Annotated in this window: 18 protein-coding genes; 11 read left to right on the top strand and 7 right to left on the bottom strand. The window is 42.5% G+C overall.

Annotation, left to right across the window (positions count from 1 at the left end):
- The first annotated feature begins 157 nt into the window (after positions 1 to 157).
- The gene (locus HWQ42_RS11200; RefSeq protein ID WP_292811932.1) at positions 158 to 2758 is read left to right on the top strand and encodes an adenylate/guanylate cyclase domain-containing protein; all 2601 of its coding nucleotides are present in this window, start codon (positions 158 to 160) and stop codon (positions 2756 to 2758) included.
- A 47-nt stretch (positions 2759 to 2805) separates the two neighbouring features.
- Here HWQ42_RS11200 and HWQ42_RS11195 read toward each other — a convergent pair whose 3' ends face one another.
- The gene (locus HWQ42_RS11195) at positions 2806 to 3081 is read right to left on the bottom strand and encodes a hypothetical protein (RefSeq protein ID WP_292731577.1); all 276 of its coding nucleotides are present in this window, start codon (positions 3079 to 3081) and stop codon (positions 2806 to 2808) included.
- A gap of 643 nt (positions 3082 to 3724) precedes the next feature.
- Between HWQ42_RS11195 and purC the strand changes: the two genes are divergently transcribed.
- The 7 genes from purC to HWQ42_RS11160 all read left to right on the top strand — a co-directional run bounded on the left by purC (position 3725) and on the right by HWQ42_RS11160 (position 12567).
- Entirely contained in the window at positions 3725 to 4462 is a 738-nt protein-coding gene (purC, locus tag HWQ42_RS11190) for a phosphoribosylaminoimidazolesuccinocarboxamide synthase (protein WP_292812008.1), read from the top strand.
- A 176-nt stretch (positions 4463 to 4638) separates the two neighbouring features.
- Positions 4639 to 7179, top strand: coding sequence for a BamA/TamA family outer membrane protein (locus HWQ42_RS11185; protein ID WP_292811930.1), 2541 nt, complete (start codon positions 4639 to 4641; stop codon positions 7177 to 7179).
- Between the two features lie 217 nt (positions 7180 to 7396).
- Positions 7397 to 8245, top strand: a complete 849-nt coding sequence (gene lpxC / locus HWQ42_RS11180; RefSeq protein ID WP_292811928.1) for a UDP-3-O-acyl-N-acetylglucosamine deacetylase — start codon at positions 7397 to 7399, stop codon at positions 8243 to 8245.
- 91 nt (positions 8246 to 8336) lie between these two features.
- On the top strand, positions 8337 to 8867 hold the full coding sequence (fabZ, locus tag HWQ42_RS11175; RefSeq protein ID WP_292811926.1) for a 3-hydroxyacyl-ACP dehydratase FabZ: 531 nt from the start codon (positions 8337 to 8339) through the stop codon (positions 8865 to 8867).
- A gap of 311 nt (positions 8868 to 9178) precedes the next feature.
- Positions 9179 to 9997 carry an acyl-ACP--UDP-N-acetylglucosamine O-acyltransferase gene (gene lpxA / locus HWQ42_RS11170; protein WP_194046773.1) on the top strand — a complete coding sequence of 273 codons (819 nt, stop codon included), beginning with the start codon at positions 9179 to 9181 and terminating at the stop codon, positions 9995 to 9997.
- Between the two features lie 133 nt (positions 9998 to 10130).
- Positions 10131 to 11312 carry a lipid-A-disaccharide synthase gene (gene lpxB / locus HWQ42_RS11165; protein ID WP_292811924.1) on the top strand — a complete coding sequence of 394 codons (1182 nt, stop codon included), beginning with the start codon at positions 10131 to 10133 and terminating at the stop codon, positions 11310 to 11312.
- A complete protein-coding gene (locus HWQ42_RS11160; protein ID WP_292811921.1) occupies positions 11302 to 12567 on the top strand; it encodes a DNA cytosine methyltransferase in 1266 nt (421 codons plus the stop codon). Before lpxB ends, HWQ42_RS11160 begins: the two co-directional genes overlap by 11 nt.
- A 59-nt stretch (positions 12568 to 12626) precedes the next feature.
- On the opposite strand, the gene HWQ42_RS11155 is transcribed toward HWQ42_RS11160, so the two are convergent.
- From HWQ42_RS11155 to HWQ42_RS11130, 6 genes are all read right to left on the bottom strand, one after another.
- Positions 12627 to 12836, bottom strand: a complete 210-nt coding sequence (locus tag HWQ42_RS11155) for a hypothetical protein (RefSeq protein ID WP_292811919.1) — start codon at positions 12834 to 12836, stop codon at positions 12627 to 12629.
- 106 nt (positions 12837 to 12942) lie between these two features.
- Positions 12943 to 13908, bottom strand: coding sequence for an aldo/keto reductase (locus HWQ42_RS11150; protein ID WP_292811917.1), 966 nt, complete (start codon positions 13906 to 13908; stop codon positions 12943 to 12945).
- A gap of 222 nt (positions 13909 to 14130) precedes the next feature.
- On the bottom strand, positions 14131 to 14283 hold the full coding sequence (locus tag HWQ42_RS11145) for a type II toxin-antitoxin system HicA family toxin (protein ID WP_292811914.1): 153 nt from the start codon (positions 14281 to 14283) through the stop codon (positions 14131 to 14133).
- Complete coding sequence (locus tag HWQ42_RS11140; protein WP_194045281.1) at positions 14276 to 14491, bottom strand: type II toxin-antitoxin system HicB family antitoxin; 216 nt, start codon at positions 14489 to 14491, stop codon at positions 14276 to 14278. The genes HWQ42_RS11145 and HWQ42_RS11140 overlap by 8 nt, the downstream gene beginning before the upstream one ends.
- 73 nt (positions 14492 to 14564) lie before the next feature.
- Positions 14565 to 15728 (bottom strand): hypothetical protein, encoded by a 1164-nt coding sequence (locus HWQ42_RS11135; protein WP_292811910.1) that lies wholly within the window; start codon positions 15726 to 15728, stop codon positions 14565 to 14567.
- Between the two features lie 183 nt (positions 15729 to 15911).
- Complete coding sequence (locus HWQ42_RS11130) at positions 15912 to 16433, bottom strand: hypothetical protein (protein ID WP_292811908.1); 522 nt, start codon at positions 16431 to 16433, stop codon at positions 15912 to 15914.
- Positions 16434 to 16675: 242 nt separating this feature from the next.
- Here HWQ42_RS11130 and nfi point away from each other — a divergent pair, with 242 nt between their 5' ends.
- From nfi to HWQ42_RS11115, 3 genes are all read left to right on the top strand, one after another.
- The gene (gene nfi / locus HWQ42_RS11125) at positions 16676 to 17341 is read left to right on the top strand and encodes a deoxyribonuclease V (protein ID WP_292811906.1); all 666 of its coding nucleotides are present in this window, start codon (positions 16676 to 16678) and stop codon (positions 17339 to 17341) included.
- 107 nt (positions 17342 to 17448) lie between these two features.
- Positions 17449 to 17997: an FHA domain-containing protein gene (locus tag HWQ42_RS11120; RefSeq protein ID WP_292811904.1), complete on the top strand. Its 549-nt coding sequence runs from the start codon at positions 17449 to 17451 to the stop codon at positions 17995 to 17997.
- A 77-nt stretch (positions 17998 to 18074) separates the two neighbouring features.
- A complete protein-coding gene (locus tag HWQ42_RS11115; protein WP_292811902.1) occupies positions 18075 to 20033 on the top strand; it encodes an FHA domain-containing protein in 1959 nt (652 codons plus the stop codon).
- Positions 20034 to 20568: the final 535 nt, after the last annotated feature.

Raw genomic sequence — 20568 nt, 5'->3', positions numbered from 1 at the left:
CAGGGGGAGCAGGGGAAGAAGAATTAATAACCATGCCCTATGCCCTATGCCCAAAATCCAAAATTCCTATGACCGAAACAGACTCATGATACAAGCCCATTTATTTATGGGGATTATTAATTTTGAATTTTGAATTTTTAATTCGGAGCGAAGCGACGTGACACTCCCCAACTCTGGCAGCGTCTTGGCTACATTAACTGAACTGACTCAAGTTAATCGTGCTCACGCCCTACTGCGTCGCGTCAAAGACTTATCTGTTAATGAATTTGTTTGCTTACTCGACTTTATAACTGCTGAGTTCCAGCAATTTCTGAGAGCTATTGAACTGATCAATAATGAAGCTCTAGAAACTATGTTGGAGAAAGTATTAGAAGCTATCACCCTCAAAATTGGTCAAATTCTCCAAGCAGAACATACAGCCATTTTTTTAGTTGACTATGACAAAGGTCAACTGTGGTCAAAAGTTCCTCAAGATAATACCCAAAAATTCTTAGAAATTCGTACTCCCATTACAGTGGGTATCCCTGGTCATGTTGCTAGTACAGGTCAATACCTGAATATATCTGAAACTTATACCCATCCCCTATTTAGCCCAGAACTTGAAAAACAAATGGGCTATAAAATCCGTAATATTTTATGTATGCCCGTTATCAGTAGCAAAAACCAGACTGTAGCGGTAGTGCAACTAGCTAATAAAACCGGGAATGTTCCGTTTAATCATGATGATGAAGAACGTTTTCGAGACTTTGCGGCTTCAATTGGGATTATCCTGGAAAGCTGTCAATCTTTTTATGTAGCGGCTCGTAATCAAAGAGGCGCAACGGCTTTGTTGCGGGCAACTCAGACACTGGGGCAAAGTTTAGATTTAGAAGCTACTTTGCAGATAGTCATGGAACAAGCTCGAATTTTAATGCAAGCAGACCGCAGCACACTGTTTTTATATCGTAAAGAGCTAAACGAACTCTCGACGAAAGTTGCAGTGGCAGCAGATGGCACAAACTTGATAGAAATTCGCATTCCCGCTAACCGTGGCATTGCTGGCTATGTAGCTTCCACTGGTGAAGCCTTAAATATTTCTGATGCTTATAAAGACCCCCGCTTTGACCCAACTATAGATAAAAAAACTGGTTATATAACTCGCAATATCCTATGTTTACCAGTATTTAATTCTGCAAATGAATTGATTGGTGTTACACAATTAATTAATAAGCAACAAAACAGTTTTACTGCTTCTGATGAAGAGTTTATGCGGGCTTTTAATAATCAGGCAGGAATTGCCTTAGAAAATGCTCGGCTGTTTGAAAATGTGCTGTTAGAAAAACAGTATCAAAAAGATATTTTACAAAGTCTGTCAGATGCTGTGATATCTACAGATATGGCAGGACAAATTGTCACGATTAATGATGCAGCCCTAGAGTTGCTGGGTTGTCCGATAGGAGACGCTAATAGTAAAAACAACAAGATTTTGTGGGAACAAAATTTGATTGGTCGCCTAGTTTGGGAAGTTGTGCCAATTGAAAATCTCCAAATGCGACTAGAAGATAGTCTCAAAACTGGAGCTAAACATTATGTGCCAGAGCAAAGTTTGATGCTGGGACTTTATCAAGCGCTAAGTGAAAATCAGGACGAGCTAAACCCTAGCTATCCGCTAACAGGACTTAGGAATCAGCACCCAATTTTAGCACTGCGCGATCGCACTAACCCCGATATTTTTATTCCCTGGAATCAACCTCTGACTCCCCAATCTGAGTTTCTCACTTCTAATGAGGTACAAACATTAGAACGCAATATCAATCTTACTGTTAATCCCCTGACTAACCCAGAAGGCAGTGTACGCGGTGGTTTGGTGGTCTTAGAAGACATTACTCAGGAAAAACGGATGAAAACTACCATGTCCCGCTACCTGACGCCCCATGTTGCTGAACAAGTTATGGCACTAGGGGAAGATGCTTTAATGGTCGGCGAACGGAAGGAAGTAACTATCTTATTTTCTGATATCCGAGGCTACACAACACTTACGGAAAATCTCGGTGCAGCTGAGGTGGTATTGCTGCTCAATCAGTATTTTGAAACGATGGTGGAGGCGGTTTTTAACCACGAAGGCACTCTTGATAAATTTATTGGTGATGCCTTAATGGCGGTATTTGGTGCGCCGCTACCATTGACAGAAAATCATGCTTGGAGGGCTGTGCAGTCAGCGTTAGATATGAGACGCCGCTTAGAGGAATTTAACCAACGGCGAATTATCCAGGCGCAACCACAAATTCGTATTGGCATTGGGATTAGTTCAGGGGATGTGGTTTCGGGTAATATTGGTTCCCGCAAACGGATGGATTACACCGTCATTGGAGATGGTGTAAATTTAAGTTCGCGCTTAGAAGCTGTAACTAAAGATTATGGTTGTGATATTCTTTTAAGTGAATTTACTTACCAATTGTGCAGCGATCGCATTTGGGTGCGCCAGTTAGATAAAATTCGAGTCAAAGGGAAACACCAGGCAGTTAATATCTACGAGTTAATTGGCGATCGCACTACTGAGTTAGATGCCAACACTCAAGAGTTTTTATTTCATTATGATACTGGACGCGCTGCTTATTTATCGCGCAACTTCTCACAAGCGATCGCTTGTTTTGAGTCCGCCAAATCTATCCAACCCCAAGACCGAGCTGTTGATATCCACCTAGAGCGTGCGCGTAATTACCAACAAACGCCGCCTCCAGAGTCCTGGGATGGTATTTGGACAATGGTTACTAAGTAGTCATTGGTTATTTGTCATTTGTCAGTTCCTCATATCCAATGGCCCATTCAATCTTTAGTCTCTCCCTGGTCATCTTGAAATGGATCTTCGCCAATTCCTAGCTCTTTTTTTGAGCGTTTCAACTGTTTCCACAGATCCTTTATTTGTTCGTAAGCTGCACCTGGAGGCACTTTTCCACCTGTTTCTAAGTTGCAAATGTAACTTACCCGTTGAGCAAATTCCTGGAGATTTGCATTAAAAACTAAGTTTTCTGGCTTAACTTGACCGTAGTAGCGACCACGAGGGAAGAGAAAATCATCCTTGTTCACTATCTTTTTCTCCATTTATTCAATTCACCTTATGTTTGGGTTTATAAAGCTGAATCACTAGCTAGCTTAATCTTTACTTTTGTCAGATTGGGGTAAATGAGATCATCCAACTGGTTTTCCAATTGTTGATATAGGAATTGGTTGATTCAGATTTTGAGACTAGAAAATAAAGCTTGCAATATTTGGTGTTGTAAATATTACAAAAAAATTTCCACTAACGTAACTAGAGAGAATATTTGATTTTCCTCACAGTTGTCAATTTATCTCATCTTAATTTATGAAGTTAAAATTGTAATTAGCTTCAGTTGAAACCTTTAGATACAAATTATTATGACATACCAGTATGTCTTGGTAACTTATTTTCTCAAAACTAATTAAAATCCTGATAGTAAAACTACTTAGGTGAGGGTAATAGATACGAAAGCAAATTGCCCTCTGTTAAAAGTTAGAGATTTAGTTCTAAATATTTGGTAACTGGCTATTAACCAGCGATCGCGCAGAGAAAATTGGTCTGGACATTGGTAATTAATTATTTTACCCTGCCCCAGCTTCCTCTTAAATAGTCACCAATGGCTAATAGTTAATAACTAAAGATAAAATGGTGAAGCCTCCAAGGACAAACAACTTTTGTCCATCGCCTAAAACATTACCTGCCACCATGTCTGTTAATTCCAAGTTATACGAAGGCAAAGCAAAAATTCTTTATACAACAGACGATCCAGAAGTCTTGTTGGCTGATTTTAAGGACGATGCCACGGCGTTTAACGCCCAAAAGCGTGGCAGCATCGAAGGTAAAGGAGAAATTAATTGTAGCATTTCCAGCCAGCTTTTTAAACAGTTGGAGGCTTATGGTATAAAGACTCACTTTCTCGATAGTCCTGCCCCGAATCAAATGCGGGTGAGGGCAGTAAAGATTTTACCCTTAGAAGTAGTGATCAGAAATATTGCTGCTGGCAGTTTGTGTCAGCAAACAGGTTTACCAGTGGGTACAATTCTGAAACAGCCTTTGGTTGAGTTTTATTACAAAAACGATCAATTAGGAGATCCTTTGCTTACACGCGATCGCCTGTACCTCCTAGAACTAGCGACTGCGGAACAAGTAGACGCAATTACACATCTAGCATTGAAAATCAATGAATTTCTCAATAACTTTTGGCAGCGGTGTGGCATTACCCTAGTAGACTTCAAACTAGAGTTTGGTTTGGACTCACAACAGCAGTTGCTCTTGGCAGATGAAATTAGCCCCGACACCTGCCGTTTGTGGGATACCGCAGAAAAGGACTCAAACCGCCGGGTAATGGACAAAGATCGCTTTCGCCGAGACTTAGGAAATGTAGAGGATGCCTACCAGGAGGTCTTACAAAGAGTGCTAAAAGCAGTAGAAACTATAAGTTAACCAGGTAAAAACCAAAAGGTCAGAAGGAATTATATTTAACTTTTGCCTTTTGCCTTTTGCCTTGTAAAGTAAAAAAGCAAAAGAAAAAAAATTATGTTTTGAGTTTTACCTTTGGCATAAGGGCATTATTGCCTTGTGATGGTGTGTGTGTGGTCGTGAAGAGGAATATAAGTAAAATGCGTTTATCTCCCGTATTGCTGGCAGCAGTAGCAATTGCAGCCCCGTTGGGTGGTTCATTGAGTGCAAATGCAGAAACCGCCAACAGTTCAAAACAGACAACAGAAGTTTTGACACTAGAAACAAATCAGCAGCCAGAAAAGGACACTGGTCAGGTTCACTCTAGTAAAAGTCTAGAATCTCGACCTAAATCCACAGGAGTTATAGAGGCGGAGCATCCCCAATCCCGCGTCGTCGCAATTTACCCTGCCAACCCAGCAGCGATGCCTGCGGCGGGCTACGCCTACGCGACCCCAAAGGTAATTGTGCCAACCTCCACAACGCCAATAACTGCACAAACCCCTGAAATCAATCCCAGCCCTACTCAACAGCCATCTCCGGCTCCAGATATTCCACCGCCAGAAATTCAACAACCAACGCCTTCTCCAACTCCTGAGACCACTCCAGTTCCAGAAAATGTTAATCCACCGACAACGGAACCTTTATTACCCACAACTCCAGAACCATCAACCGCTCCAGACATTCCTCTCCCAGCTAATCAACAAAGAACACCTGCGCCATTCCCAGGCACTACTCCCAGCCCCCAAAATGTTAATCCGCTCCCAGGCACTACTCCCAGCCCCCAGAATGTTAACCCACCGACAACTCCGGGCAATACTCAACCCAACACAGCCCCAGAAGCCAATGATCCCCGCGTACTGGTATCGGAAGTAGTAGTTAGATCCCAGGGAGGCCAACTATCACCAGAACTGGAAAGCCAAGTTTACAGAGTAATTCGTACCCAACCAGGACAAACAACCACCCGCAGCCAACTGCAAGAAGATATTAACGCCATCTTTGGTACTGGCTTTTTCTCCAACGTCCAAGCAGCGCCAGAAGATACCCCCTTGGGAGTGCGGGTGAGCTTTGTTGTCCAGCCTAACCCCGTCCTCAGTAAAGTAGAAGTGCAAGCCAATCCTGGCACTGGTGTCGCTTCTGTACTACCAGCTAACACTGTGGATGAAGTCTTTCGGGAGCAGTATGGCAAAATTCTCAATTTGCGTGACTTGCAAGAGGGTATCAAGCAGTTAAACAAGCGGTATCAAGACCAAGGTTACGTCCTAGCCAACGTGATTGGAGCGCCACAAGTCTCTGAAAGCGGAGTTGTTACCTTACAAGTAGCAGAAGGAGTAGTAGAAAACATTAGAGTCCGGTTCCGCAATAAAGATGGTCAGGAAACAGACGAAAAGGGACAACCAATTCGCGGACGGACACAGGAGTACATCATTACCCGAGAAGTGGAGTTGAAGCCAGGACAAGTATTCAATCGCAACACAGTGCAAAAAGACCTACAGCGCGTGTATGGACTGGGACTGTTTGAAGATGTGAATGTGTCCCTTGACCCTGGTACTGACCCCAGCAAGGTGGATGTAGTAGTGAATGTAGCTGAACGCAGCAGCGGTTCTATTGCGGCTGGGGCAGGGATTAGTTCTGCTAGCGGACTTTTTGGAACAGTTAGCTATCAACAACAAAACCTGAACGGTAGGAACCAAAAACTGGGAACAGAAATACAGGTAGGAGAACGGGAACTGCTGTTTGACGTGCGGTATACTGACCCCTGGATCGCAGGAGATCCTTACCGGACTTCCTACACAACCAATATTTTCCGTCGCAGTTCTATTTCGTTGATTTTCGATGGTCAAGATGAAGACATTAGGACGTTTAATCCAGGTAATCCCACTGATGTCGATTCTCAGGATCGCCCCCGGATTCTCCGTCTAGGTGGCGGTGTCACCTTTACCCGTCCCTTGTCTGCCAATCCTTATAAAACTTCTGTCTGGACTGCCTCAGCGGGTTTACAGTATCAACGAGTTTCCGCCCGTGATAGTGATGGCAATCTGAGAAAAACAGGAGCGGTATTTGATGATGATACTGGAAACCGCCTCAGTGATGAAATTCCGCTGACCCTCTCTAGCAACGGGCAAGACGATTTACTACTGTTGCAAGTGGGGGCACAGCGCGATCTCCGTAATAACCCCCTGCAACCCACTAGTGGTTCTTATCTCCGCTTTGGAGTCGATCAATCAGTACCTGTGGGACTAGGAAACATTCTTCTCACCAGATTTCGGGGTAGCTACAGCCAATATTTACCCATTAAGCTGATTAGCCTCAGCAAAGGGGCACAAACTTTAGCATTTAACTTGCAAGCAGGAACAATCCTCGGTGACTTGCCTCCCTACGAAGCTTTTACTCTTGGGGGTAGCAACTCCGTTCGGGGTTATGAAGAAGGAGCATTAGGTAGTGGACGCTCTTATGTGCAAGCATCAGTTGAGTATCGGTTTCCAGTTTTTTCAGTAGTCAGCGGCGCACTATTTTTTGATCTCGGCAGCGACCTGGGAACTAGTACTAGGGCTGCTGAAGTGTTGAACAAAAATGGCAGTGGCTATGGTTATGGTCTTGGCGTTCGCGTCCAGTCTCCACTGGGGCCAATTCGGATTGATTACGGTATCAACGATGATGGTGATAGCCGGATTAATTTCGGGATTGGCGAAAGATTTTAATTTGTCATTAGTCATTGGTCATTGGTCATTAGTGAATCACGAAGGACAACTGACAAAGGACAAATGACAATTAACTTTTCTGGATTAGCTTGCTAATTGTTACATTTACCTCAATACTGTTCCGATAAAGGGATTAATGACATTTTTCAGGGAATATCAGGGTTTTACCAAAACAGACGATGAACAATACTAAAGGAAATATATTGACTTTTCGGCTATGCGACAGCACACTCTAGCTGCCCAAATCACCCAAATAGGGGTGGGACTGCATAGCGGTGTGAATACCCAGGTGCGGATATTACCAGCCGAGGCTGGTAGTGGACGCTACTTTGTGCGAGTGGATTTACCGGATTTGCCGATCATTCCAGCCCAAGTTGCAGCAGTGAATCACACTGTTCTCTCAACTCAGTTGGGTAAGGGTGAGGTATATGTTCGCACGGTAGAGCATTTGTTGGCAGCACTTTCGAGTATGGGCGTGGATAATGCCCGGATTGAAATTGATGGCCCAGAAGTCCCACTTTTAGATGGTTCAGCAAGTGTGTGGACAGCCAATATTTCCCAAGTTGGCTTAGTCTCACAACCCGTTAACAACCAAGTTCCCTTGGCTATTACAGAACCAATATGGGTCTATCAAGGGGATGCCTTTGTATGTGCCCTGCCAGCACCAGAAACCCGCTTTAGTTACGGTATTGATTTTGACCTACCCGCCATTGGTAATCAATGGTATAGTTGGTCACTAACCGCTGAACAAGGAAAAGCTTCTGCTAGCTTTGCTACGGAAATTGCTCCTGCGCGTACTTTTGGGTTACTGCATCAAATTGAACACTTACAAAAAACAGGGTTAATTAAAGGTGGCAGTTTGGACAATGCACTCGTTTGTGGCCCAGAAGGCTGGCTAAATCCACCGTTGAGATTTGCAAATGAGCCAGTCCGTCATAAAATCTTGGATTTAGTAGGAGATTTGAGTTTACTAGGAACTTTTCCTCGTGCTCATTTTTTAGCGTATAAAGCCAGTCATAATTTACACATTCAACTGGCTCAGAAAATTTTAGATTTTGGATTTTAGATTCGATCTAAAGTTTCCATCCAAGATTATTAAGGCTTTGGATATACGCCTGCCTACTCAACTTTTAGATAAAAAATCAACTACACGGCCAATGTCAATCCTCACTGAAGTGAATAGCATCGATACGACTACACCTACATCTACCGAACCACAGGGTATAAATGAGATTACAATTAGTTCTGAGATTAAAACAACTTTCACATCTGAAGAAATTCAAAAATTGCTACCCCATCGCTACCCATTTTTACTTGTAGACAAAATAATTGACTACGTGCCAGGTAAAAAAGCTGTTGGGGTTAAAAATGTCACTATCAACGAACCCCATTTTCAAGGACATTTCCCTGAACGTCCACTGATGCCAGGGGTGCTAATTGTTGAATCAATGGCACAAGTTGGAGGCATTGTGCTAACTCAAATGTCTTCGGTAGAAGGCGGGCTGTTCGTCTTCGCTGGTATCGATAAAGTTCGCTTTCGTCGCCAGGTCGTGCCGGGGGATCAACTAGTCATGACGGTGGAACTGTTATGGGTAAAACAACGTCGTTTCGGTAAGATGCAAGGTCGTGCCGAAGTTGATGGTCAACTTGCTTGTGAAGGGGAATTAATGTTTTCTTTAGTTAGCTAAAAGTTTGCTTTCGTGGTATGGGTATAGCCGTGAAATGCCCCTACTGAATCCTGTTTCAGGATAACAGTAAAAAAATCCACAACAGCATCTGAATAATTTCTTGATTTTCGCCGCCCTCTCTACGAGACGCACTCACAAACACACTTAACTTGCTTTGCCCGACACTTTCGTTCACTGAAATATTTCACACTCAACAACGCCAGTCGCCTCAATGGGGCGGTAGTCGGTACAACTCTCTTAATCAGAGTAACGCGCTGCCTCAAAAACCCCGCCTGGCGCTGGATTATTAAGACAGTTCTGGAGATTCACCCTTGAAAACGCTAATTCATCCAACTGCTGTAATTCATCCGAAATCGGAACTCCACCATACAGTGCAAGTCGGTGCCTATGCTGTGATTGGAGCGCATGTCAAAGTGGGCCCTGAAACAATAATCGGTGCTCATGCAGTGCTAGAGGGGCCTTGTGAAATTGGGGCGCAAAATCAGATTTTTACAGGTGCAGCCATCGGCATGGAACCCCAGGATCTGAAGTTTGTAGGAGAACCAACCTGGGTCAAAATTGGTGATAACAACTTGATTCGTGAGTACGTTACCATTAACCGCGCTACCGGTGCCGGTGAAGCGACAGTGATTGGTGATGGTAATCTGTTAATGGCTTATGTCCATGTGGCTCATAACTGCGTCATTGAAGACCAAGTAGTGATTGCTAACTCTGTGGCGTTGGCTGGTCATGTCCATATAGAGTCACGCGCTAGGCTCAGTGGAGTTTTAGGTGTCCATCAATTTGTGCATATTGGTAGACAGGCAATGGTGGGAGGTATGGCACGTATTGACCGGGATGTGGCCCCATATATGCTGGTGGAGGGAAATCCAGCACGGGTACGAACTCTCAATCTTGTGGGACTCAAACGGTCTGGTATGGACTCAGCAGATTTACAAATGCTGAAAAAAGCCTTCCGCATTCTCTACCGTTCTGATTTGTCTTTTAAGGATGCTTTGGAACAGTTGGAATTGTTAGGGGATAGCGAAGAATTGCAGCATCTGCGACGCTTCCTTCTACTTTCTCAGATGCCTGGAAGACGTGGCTTGATTCCCAGTAAAGGGAAAAAAGGCGCAAGTGATGAATCGTGAGTTAGGAGTTAGGAGTTAGGAGTTATGAGTTATGAGTTGATAAATTACATTTTTTAACTCTTCACTCCTCATTCCTAACTCTTCACTTTTAATTCCTCACTTTTAATTCCTAACTCCTAACTTTAATTATCAAATGCGGATATTTATCAGCACTGGCGAAGTATCTGGCGATTTACAAGGGTCGCTACTAATTTCAGCGCTGAAGCGTCAAGCTGTGGCGATTGGGTTGCAATTAGAGATTGTGGCGCTGGGTGGCGACAAAATGGTAGAGGCTGGGGCAATTCTGTTGGGAAATACCAGTAGTATTGGCTCAATGGGTATTCTAGAAGGGCTGCCTTATATTTTACCGACTCTTCAGGTGCAACGTCAGGCGATCGCTTCCTTAAAGCAAAATCCACCTGACTTGGTAGTGCTGATCGATTATATGACTCCCAATCTGGAAATTGGGACTTATATGAAACAGTATCTACCAGATGTACCTGTGGTGTATTACATTGCTCCCCAAGAGTGGGCTTGGTCAATAAGTTTGCGTAGAACTAACCGGATTGTTGGTTTTACAGATAAGCTGTTGGCAATCTTCCCCCAAGAAGCCCGTTACTTTCGCGAGAAAGGCGCAAATGTTAGTTGGGTAGGACATCCTTTGGTTGACCGAATGCAAGATGCTCCTAGTAGGGAAGCAGCTCGTGCAACACTGGGAATTGCTCCAGAAGAAATTGCGATCGCACTCCTCCCCGCCTCTCGCCGCCAAGAACTAAAATATCTTTTACCAGTAATTTTTCAAGCTGCCCAAACTATTCAAGCGAAATTACCTGAAGTTAGTTTCTGGATTCCCCTGTCGCTGGAAGTTTATAGACAGCCAATTGAGGAGGCTATTGAGCGTTACGGTTTGCGGGCGACAGTTATATCAGGTCAACAAATAGAAGTTTTTGCTGCGGCTGATTTAGCTATTAGTAAATCTGGTACTGTCAATTTAGAACTTGCTCTGTTAAATGTGCCACAGGTTGTAGTTTATCGCCTCAGTCGTTTGACTGCGTGGATAGCTCGTAAAATCCTTAAAGGTTCAATAACCTTCGCTTCGCCACCTAATTTAGTCGTGATGAAGCCGATTGTGCCAGAATTTTTACAAGAGCAAGCCACAGTAGAAAATATTACCCAAGCAGCGATGGAACTGCTACTCAATCCCAGTCGCAGAGAGCAAACTTTGCTAGATTATGAAGAAATGCGGCAAAGTTTAGGAGAAGTTGGGGTTTGCGATCGCGCTGCTCAAGAAATTTTGCAAATGCGACCAAATATATTGAGGTGTCATGGCTTATGAGATGAAAAAACAAAGAGCGATCGCAGTTGACTTATTCGCTGGCGCGGGCGGTATGACTCTTGGCTTTGAGCAAGCTGGTTTTGATGTGCTAGCGTCTGTGGAAATCGACCCGATCCATTGTGCAATACATGAGTTTAACTTCCCTTATTGCTCAGTGTTATGTAAAAGTGTTGTGGATACAACCGGGGAAGAAATTAGGAATCGGTCTGAGATTGGCGATCGCGAAATTGATGTGGTTATTTGTGGCTCACCATGTCAAGGATTTTCCTTAATTGGTAAACGGGCTGTTAACGATCCCCGAAACTCTTTGGTGTTTCACTTTCATCGACTGGTTTTTGAGCTAAAACCAAAATTTTTTGTGATGGAAAACGTCCGGGGGATTACAGTTGGTGAACATAAACAAATCCTCCAAACATTAATTAGTGAGTTTAGAATTCACGGCTATAAAGTAGAAGAAGACTATAAAATTCTCAACGCGGCAAATTATGGAGTACCACAGTCCCGTGAGAGATTATTTCTGATAGGTGCAAGGGAGGATATAAAGTTACCGAAATATCCTCAGCCGATTACGAAACAAGCTTTACTAAATAATTTAAATTCTAAAAAAATAGCTGGCATTCCATCGAGTCCTACAGTATGGGATGCAATTGGAGATTTACCTGAAATAGAAAAATATCCAGAATTACTAACAAGAGATTGGGTTGTTGCAGAATACGAAAAGCCTAGTAACTATGCTCTTGTACTTCGCGGTATGAAGTGCCTAGATGATGATTATTCTTACAAACGAGAATATGATTTGCGAATACTTTCTTCAAGTTTAAGAACCAAACATTCTGCGGAAACTATTAAACGTTTTCAGGAGACTCAACAAGGCGAGAGAGAAAAAATTAGTCGTTTTCATAAGCTACATCCTGCTGGTGTCTGTAATACTTTAAGAGCCGGAACGGATAAGTACAGGGGTTCTTTCACATCTCCTAGACCGATTCATCCATCTACACCGCGCTGTATCACTGTCAGGGAAGCAGCAAGATTGCATTCTTACCCCGATTGGTTTAGATTTCATGTAACCAAATGGCATGGATTTCGACAAGTTGGTAACTCTGTACCACCGTTACTAGCAAAGGCTGTGGCGTCAGAAATTATTCGCAGTTTGAATATTTCGCCTTTTAAACCAAGTTTGGGATACAAGTTGCCAGAGGAGAAGCTATTACAATTTAATATGTCGCAAGCGGCACAATATTATCAGTGTGATTAGTAAGTTGTAATATCTGCAAGATTTCACTATCTAAACCCATCGTTAAACCTTTCAACTAATTAAACAGCCTCTCCACTACTACCCAGTTTTTTCTTGAGTATCTCTTCCATTGCCCTCAAATCCTCCTTAGTCTCAGGGAATGGATATGTTGGACTATTAGGATTTCCCCGGCGGATCAATGCTTCAATCGCTTCATCATCTTCACGATGAGCTAAAATATACTCTCTAAGTTCTTGTCGGGACATTTTGCTAAAGTTGGGCTTCGTCATGGTTAAACCCCCATTGACCATCGGAAAATGAATTTGGGCAATGTAAACCATACAATTTGGCTTTATTTGATAGTTTGCGGCTTGATTTAGACATTTTTTAGTTGGGCTAAGTCCAAGCGCGGAAGAATGTACTATCTTCCCAGACATTAGCAGCTCGTTGAGCGATCGCACTCAATTCTTCCTTTTTAAGAGGCACAAAAGCCCGCGCTATCTTGACATTATTCTCTAATTGTGAAACTGTCTGCGCTGCAATCACACAACAATGAACCCCAGGCTGAGACAGTGTGTAACCTAAAGCTTCCTCCATACCTGTCAACGCACCTGATTTAAACAGCCGACCATAAGCCAGAACTTTCATTGCAATTACACCGACATTTTTTTCTTGAGCAACTGGTAGAACCACTGGGATAAATGGACTTGGGTGGTGTTTGTCGGCAGCATTCACAGGTATGAGTGTAGTGTGGAAAGGATAGCGACGTAACCCTTCAGCAATTACTTGAGGGTCGTGATGTCCAGTAATCCCAGCAAAACGCACCAATTTTTGTTCTATGGCTTCTTCTAAAGCTTTAATTGCACCAGATGGACTAAAGATGGTGTCAAGTTCTTCCGAAAAAGAAACGTGATGCAACTGCCACAAATCGAGATAATCTGTATTGAGACGTTTAAGCGATCGCTCCAATTCTCGCCATGCACCATCCCGATCTCTTTTATCGGTCTTGCTGGCTAGAAACAGCTTTGAGCGATAGGGTGGTAGCACTTTGCCTAAATAATCTTCACTCGGCCCATAACTAGCTGCTGTATCAAAGTAGCGAATGCCAAGTTCCAGCGCTCTTTGAACAATCGCTGTCGCATCACCCTCTTTTCCTTCGCCGGCAGATAGTGGTACTTGTCCTGCTCCAAACCCGAAGATAGGCAGATTTACTTCCGTGCGTCCCAGTACTCGTTCCAGCATATTTGCTGGCGGTGTTGCAGTGTTGGTAGCATTTTGCTCAAAAGCATTAGTTGCCACAATACCTCCAGTTACAGCAATGCTAGTAATTAGGAAATTACGCCGCGTTTTTCCTTCTGTCATGATTGGCTTAGGGGGCGAAATTACTTTTATGATAAAATTTTAGCTAGGGAGAATTAACCGCATATCCTTCTAAAAGATAAATCCATCACATTTCATCAGGATAGGTAAAAATAAGAGCGATGTCTACGACGGGCTACGCCTACGCGCTTACAAATTTTCTATAAAATCTTCAGGTGTGACTTTTGCTTGCTTCAAAACACCACTGAGTGTACCAACTTTTAACTAGCGGTGGACTGGTACAACACAAACAATTTCCCCGTCGAGAGTTGCTTTTTTAAGCACAACATGACTACCAGTTTGTCTAGTTTGAATAAATCCTAAGCGCTCTAATGCACGAACTGCCTCATTGCCTGATATTCTTGGCAATCTAGGCATAGCTGACCTCTATACTTGTTACAAACCTGGGACTAGTATCAGTGTCGAGCAAAGGACATTCTTCTAAATATAACCTTGTAGCTTCTTTAAGATTAGCAAGAGCTTCTTCAATTGTTTCACCTTGGTCAACTGTGCCGACTTCAGGACATTCAGCAACATACATATCTTCTTCTTTGTGAAGAATGGCAGTTAATGTTTTAGTCTTCATAGGGTTTGATTTTGATAAGGATAGTTGAACGAACGCACTACTTTTTCTAGTTTAGCTTTGAGGTGCGATCGCGTTACTTATTACCAAGGGCATTTTTATCAGCGTAGTTGAGATTTATCTGATATTCTTTGATTTTTTGTTGAGCTACTACATAATTTGGGCTAGAAGATGGCACAGTTTTCATAAGTGCGATCGCAGCTTCCCACTGACTCACAACTGTCTTCCACTCATCTGGAGATTTTGCTGATTGAGTCAGGTTAGCTGCATTAATTGCTTTTCTTACTGCCTCTCCGAATGTATCAGTTTGAAGTAACATAGTCGGCGATTCTGAAGTTACTGGTAAGGGTGTAACTAATACAGGCTTTGATGGTATTTGTGTTGTAATTTTAGAGGTTAGGGGAAGTATTTCTCTGAATTTTGAAGAAAAGTATATTACTACAACAATTGAAAATATTAAAAAAATAAGCAACCAATTTTTATTAAAATTACGATATTTCCGTTGATTATTGATGATTGTAGTTTCTTCCTCAGTCGATGAAATATTTGATTTCATTTTGTGTACGCCCATTTCCCCACGCAATCTATTAAGTTCTTTATCTGTATTTAAATCAGCATTGGATTTACTTACATCTTTTTTTTTATTGCCAGAATAAGCAGATATTATTCGGTGTCTTACCAAATGTTCAATTTGATACGTTAGTGCGCCAGCAGAAATATAGAACAGCCCAAATATTACTATTATATTATTATTAATATTTTGCATCTGTCTGTAGTATTCAATCGGTTCGACGTAGCTCAGATCAAATAATGATAGGACTATTGTAGAGAAAAAAGCTGCTATCAGTGTAGAAATTGCAATTACAAGCCAAGCGTATAATCCTTCCCACCAACTCATTATTCCTGGTAATAATCCTTGTGTTTTACCTATTTCGGGTGCTTGAATTTCTGACATAAACCGACTAATAAGCAAGTGTAAGCAGTGATGAGTCAAAGAAATTATAGGAATTGGAGATAAGATTAACAGTATTGTAAATATAGTCAATAATTCTGGACTGCGTACAAAATATGCGATACGGTAGCCTAACGTACTAGGATTCTTGAGTATAAATATAATAGCGCTCAAAAATAGATTCAAAACCAATGCTTTTAACCAAGAAGTAGGATAAGGAAACCATAAAGGCCAGTAAAACGTTTGTAGCTTTTGCTTAGGAGCTTCTTGAGTATTCGGCTGTTTCATAACCAATAAATCCAAAAAACTAAGATAATATTTTCTATCTCAGGATTCCCCATTTACAGGTAAAAGCAACATTTTCAAAATCTTTACAGCCCTATATTTAAAATTTATATAGATTTATTAAACTTATTACAAAAGCCCCGATTTTAGGTTCTCTCTGCACCTCTGCATGAGGCAAATTAAACATTAACGTTCCTTTGTAATTACAGAACTACCATTACTAATACTTACTTTTTGGATAAAAACGTCATTACAAGATGATAAAATATCAGTGCTGATTTGATTAGCTATAAATTCAAAATCTTGGTTTGTTATTCCCTGTGCAGTATCACCACTGAAGTTAATACAAATAGTTAGAATTTGAGGATTACTGGAAGACTGTTCATTATCTACTGCGTCTGTTTCAGCTTCTGCTATGCCTAAATTAAACTCTTTACTCCAAGCTGGAAACTCCTTACCAGTTTGTTGTCCGTAAACTTTCACGATTTCAATAGATGCAGCCCCTAAAGCGGTTAAACCTTTGCGGATAAATGCAACTAAAATTTGCTGATTTGGTACTTCGGCAGATTCTAGGATTACCTCCAAGCAAGCATCTTGGAAAGTAACCGTTGCAGCGATACCTTTGGGGTGTAAGTGGCGGTTCATCAGAGATGCGATCGCTTCTGCATCTCCCTGTTTTGCAAGTTTTAGAATATTTGGCTGTGTCATAACCAGTAAAAGAGAAAATTTAGGAAAATAAACTTATATTTTCAGGATTCCCTCTTGACAGCCTTAAGTAACATTGTGATGCAAAATATCAGCTAACCTGGGCTAAAATATTTAGTATAAAGATAGTCTTTCACAGACTTTTACAAAAATATATTTTCCCTGTATCAACATCAAAAACTAGTGTTTTTGTGCTTGCCAAATTAACAGGATTAATATTAATCAGTTAAATTCCAATTTTCAATATGAAATTTTACCGAGATCATGTTTGGCCTTCGACGCTAGAAGAAGCCATAGTTATCCAAGAAACGCTGCAAAATCAAGTAATTACTGAGGATCAACTGCAAGAACCTATTCAGTATGTTGCTGGGGTGGATATGGGTTTTGAAGCTGATGGAACCATTAGCCGTGCAGCAGTTGCAGTCCTGAGTTTTCCTGATTTGCAAGTAATCGAGACAAGCCTAGCACATCGTCCTACGACCTTTCCTTATGTTCCTGGGTTCCTCTCATTTCGGGAAATTCCAGCCGTTCTCGATGCCTTGGAGAAGATCAAAACAACACCAGATATCATTCTGTGTGATGGTCAAGGAATTGCTCATCCCCGCAGATTAGGTATAGCTAGCCATTTAGGGTTACTTATAGATATGCCGACAATTGGTGTAGCTAAGTCCAGGTTGATAGGTAAGCATGAAGAATTGGCAGAAACCAAAGGCAGCACGCAACCACTAATATATAACGGTGAAACCATTGGGGCAGTTTTGCGATCGCGCACAGGAGTAAAACCACTGTACATCTCCAGTGGTCATCGAATTAGTTTACCGACAGCGATTGACTATGTATTACGCTGCACGCCCAAATATCGACTGCCAGAAACAACACGCATTGCTGATAAATTAGCGTCGGATAGATAAAGCTTGTTGAAGTTTTTTCTAAATACTTGCTTCCACCTACTCAATCATGTTAGGAATCGCACAGGAAGATGTTGAAGTAGCTAAATACGATTTACGAAGTTAGAACCATGAACGCACTAACTTTACAGTGGCACGATGCAGGTCAAAATAAAACTCAGAGCATTTACGAACAACAGCCAAGTCAAAATCATGGCACTGTCCGCATCGGTCGCGACCCCCTCCGGTGCGATATTGTTCTGAGTCATCCTACTGTGTCTGGACTGCACGTTGAAATATTTTTTCATCACCAGCAACAGCGCTTTTATATCAGAAATTTGCGATCGCAAAATCCCCCCGTTGTCGATGGAAGGCAATTAGTCCAAGGTGAAATGCCTTTAACTGAGGGCACTAGCATCTCTTTGGGACAAATAAAACTCAACGTTACAAGCGTTTCCACAGGTAGCATTCCAGCAACAATTTTGCTACCACCCAATCCAGCATTAAATCTCGGACATCACCACCATCCACCAATACCCCCCGCACCACCGCCAGGAGTTTATGGCTTAGAATGCCCCAAATGTCATAAAGTTTCCCCAGCAGAGAATCTACAAATTGGCTGTCATTGGTGTGGCACATCTTTAGCTGCGGCTGTGAGTGTGTTGGTAGTTAGAAGTTAGGAGTTGGGAGGTAGGAGTTAGGAGTTAGGAGTAGAGACTGGAGAAGAGTTTTTTCCATGACAAATGACAAATGACAAATGACCAATGACTTACAAATCCAATTAAGTTGGGACGAACCAGCGACGGGTGAACGGCGAGAACCACTGTTGAATATGCCGATCGCTTTTGGTCGAGAATTTGCTCGCTTACCTGCTGAACTCAGGGGAATGCGGGTTTCTCGGATGCTGCTTAACAGTAATGAAGTTTCTCGCTACCATGCCCTAATCGACTGGGAACAAGATCATTTAGTAGTGATTGACCAAGGTAGCGTTAACGGTGTCTATGTCAATGGTCAACCACAAACGCGCAGTGTCCTGGTTAATGGCGATACGTTGCAAATTGGCCCGTATCTGATCGCAGTGACATTTGGTGCTAGCGCCTCTGCACCAGATACTAGCCCCCCTTCAACGATTCACTTCAACGCAAATACCAATCGCCCAGACCCCAGTTTGCCTGTAGTTCAGCCGCTAATGCCCGTGGCAAGTAATTTCCCGCCATTGGCATTTCAGGCACAAAAGGTTTCTGTGCAAGCACTTCATGCTACAGGATTACCAGTAGATGAATCTGATTATCTAGCGATCGGGGCGGGATTGGGTAGCTTTTTATGGGCTGATTTGTTGCGAATTAGTGGTGTACGTGCTGACAAAATTGTAGCTTTGGGATTAGAGGCGGAACCTTATGCCCGTTACAAGCGCCTCTGTCTGAATTCGCAAATTCCTTTATATGAAAGACTGCGTTCTAATTCTGACTCTTGTCCCGATAATATTTGGGGTTGGCCTAGTTATGCTTTGCGTGAAGCTTGGGGAGACTTAGCCAAGGGAGAGATAAAGTCAGGATTCAAGTATTTGTGGCAAGTTTTTGCTGAACCAACATTTGCAGAAACTTATACTCCTCGTGCGGGTAACGTCTTTGATTCCATAGATAGGGAGACAAAGCGCATTGGCTGGAATCAAATTTATCGCTATGGGCGAGTTAGGGTAATTCGCAAAACTGATGATGGCAGATATTGCGTAGCCTATTCTCGCGGCCCAGGAAATTATGCTTTTTTAGTTAGTCGTTATTTACATTTAGCTACTGGATATCCAGCAATTCAGTTTCTCCCAGATTTGCAAGCTTATAGGGAAAAATATCAAGACTTTAAATCTGTCGTCAATGCTTATGAAGCTCACGATCATGTTTATGAGCAACTAGAGCAACATGGTGGTACGGTATTGATTCGGGGGCGAGGAATTGTGGCTTCGCGGATTGTGCAGCGAATTTATGAAGCTAGAAAACGAAATCGGAATATTGCAGTTTTGCATTTAATGCGATCGCCTAAACCCCAAGGTAACAAATTTCAAAATACCCAGCGCCTAGTCAAAAATCATTACGAATTTCAACCCTTTAACTGGCCGAAAGCCTGTTGGGGCGGCGAACTCCGGGCAATGTTAGAAAAAGCCACCCCCGATGAACGCAAGCGTTTACTAGCAGACTGGGGTGGAACTACCACCGCCGACCGCCAAGACTGGCAGCAAATTACTGCCCAAGGGTTAAGCGAAGGCTGGTATCAAATTACCTTCGGTGAGGTGCTGGATGTGGAACGAGATGCCCAAAACCGGACTATTACCCGTATTCGAGAGCAAAGCTTTGGGGAAATGAAATTGCTAGCTGACTTTATTGTTGATGCTACTGGACTGGATGCCAAGGTGGATGCCAATCCCCTGTTAGCAGATTTGGTGAAACATTACAATTTACCAGTGAATCATCTGGGGCGATTGACTGTAGCGAACAATTTTGAATTGGTAGAAATGCGTAGCGATCGAGGTCAAATGTATGCTGCGGGAGCGATTACTTTAGGTGGCCCTTATGCCGCAGTTGATAGTTTCTTAGGCTTGCAATACGCCGCATTAGTCGCCGTTGATGGACTGGCCGCAGTTCGTGCGCCTGGAGTCCAAAGGTTGAATACTATAAGTTCCTTTAGGCAGTGGTTGAAGTGGGTGTTAAATCAGTCACCTTAGTATTAGGAAGTAGAAGGCAAGGGGCAGAAGGGTTAACAATTCAAAATTCAAAATGACGCTCTCTACGAGACGCTAAAAGCGTAGCTTGCTTCTCTGTAAGAGTACGCGGACTCGCTCTAAGCGTTCGCGCTAGCGTAAGAGTTGCCATGCCGTTCGCGTTAGCGTCTCTGAAAGAGAAGCCTCTCGTTCGCGTAGCGTCTCCCTTTGGGAGAAGAGAAGGCTTTACGCTGCGCTAACAAAATTCAAAATTAAAGATATTTCAGACGGGGATTTAAACCCCGACTGAAATGGTTGCTACATATAGATTGCAGGTTCTTAAACCCTTGAATTTACGATAAAGTCTTGATCTCTAATTCCTCTCTTCTTGCTTGAATTTTTTCTAATTTTACATTTTCGTCTTCCTTGCAAAAAACTGGGACGCTCCCCATCACAACGGTTAGGGGTTAGGTTTTTTGCAGGCTTTTCCATAGAACGTTAAAAGTCAGCTTAATTGTTCGTTTTTAAGAACTTAGATAAAACTTATAAGAAAAATTGC

It is taken from the genome of Nostoc sp. JL23, assembly GCF_017115065.1.
GTDB lineage: Bacteria > Cyanobacteriota > Cyanobacteriia > Cyanobacteriales > Nostocaceae > Nostoc > Nostoc punctiforme_A.
Note: the sequence above shows the minus strand (reverse complement) of the source record. Positions and strands in the feature narration are given on the sequence as shown.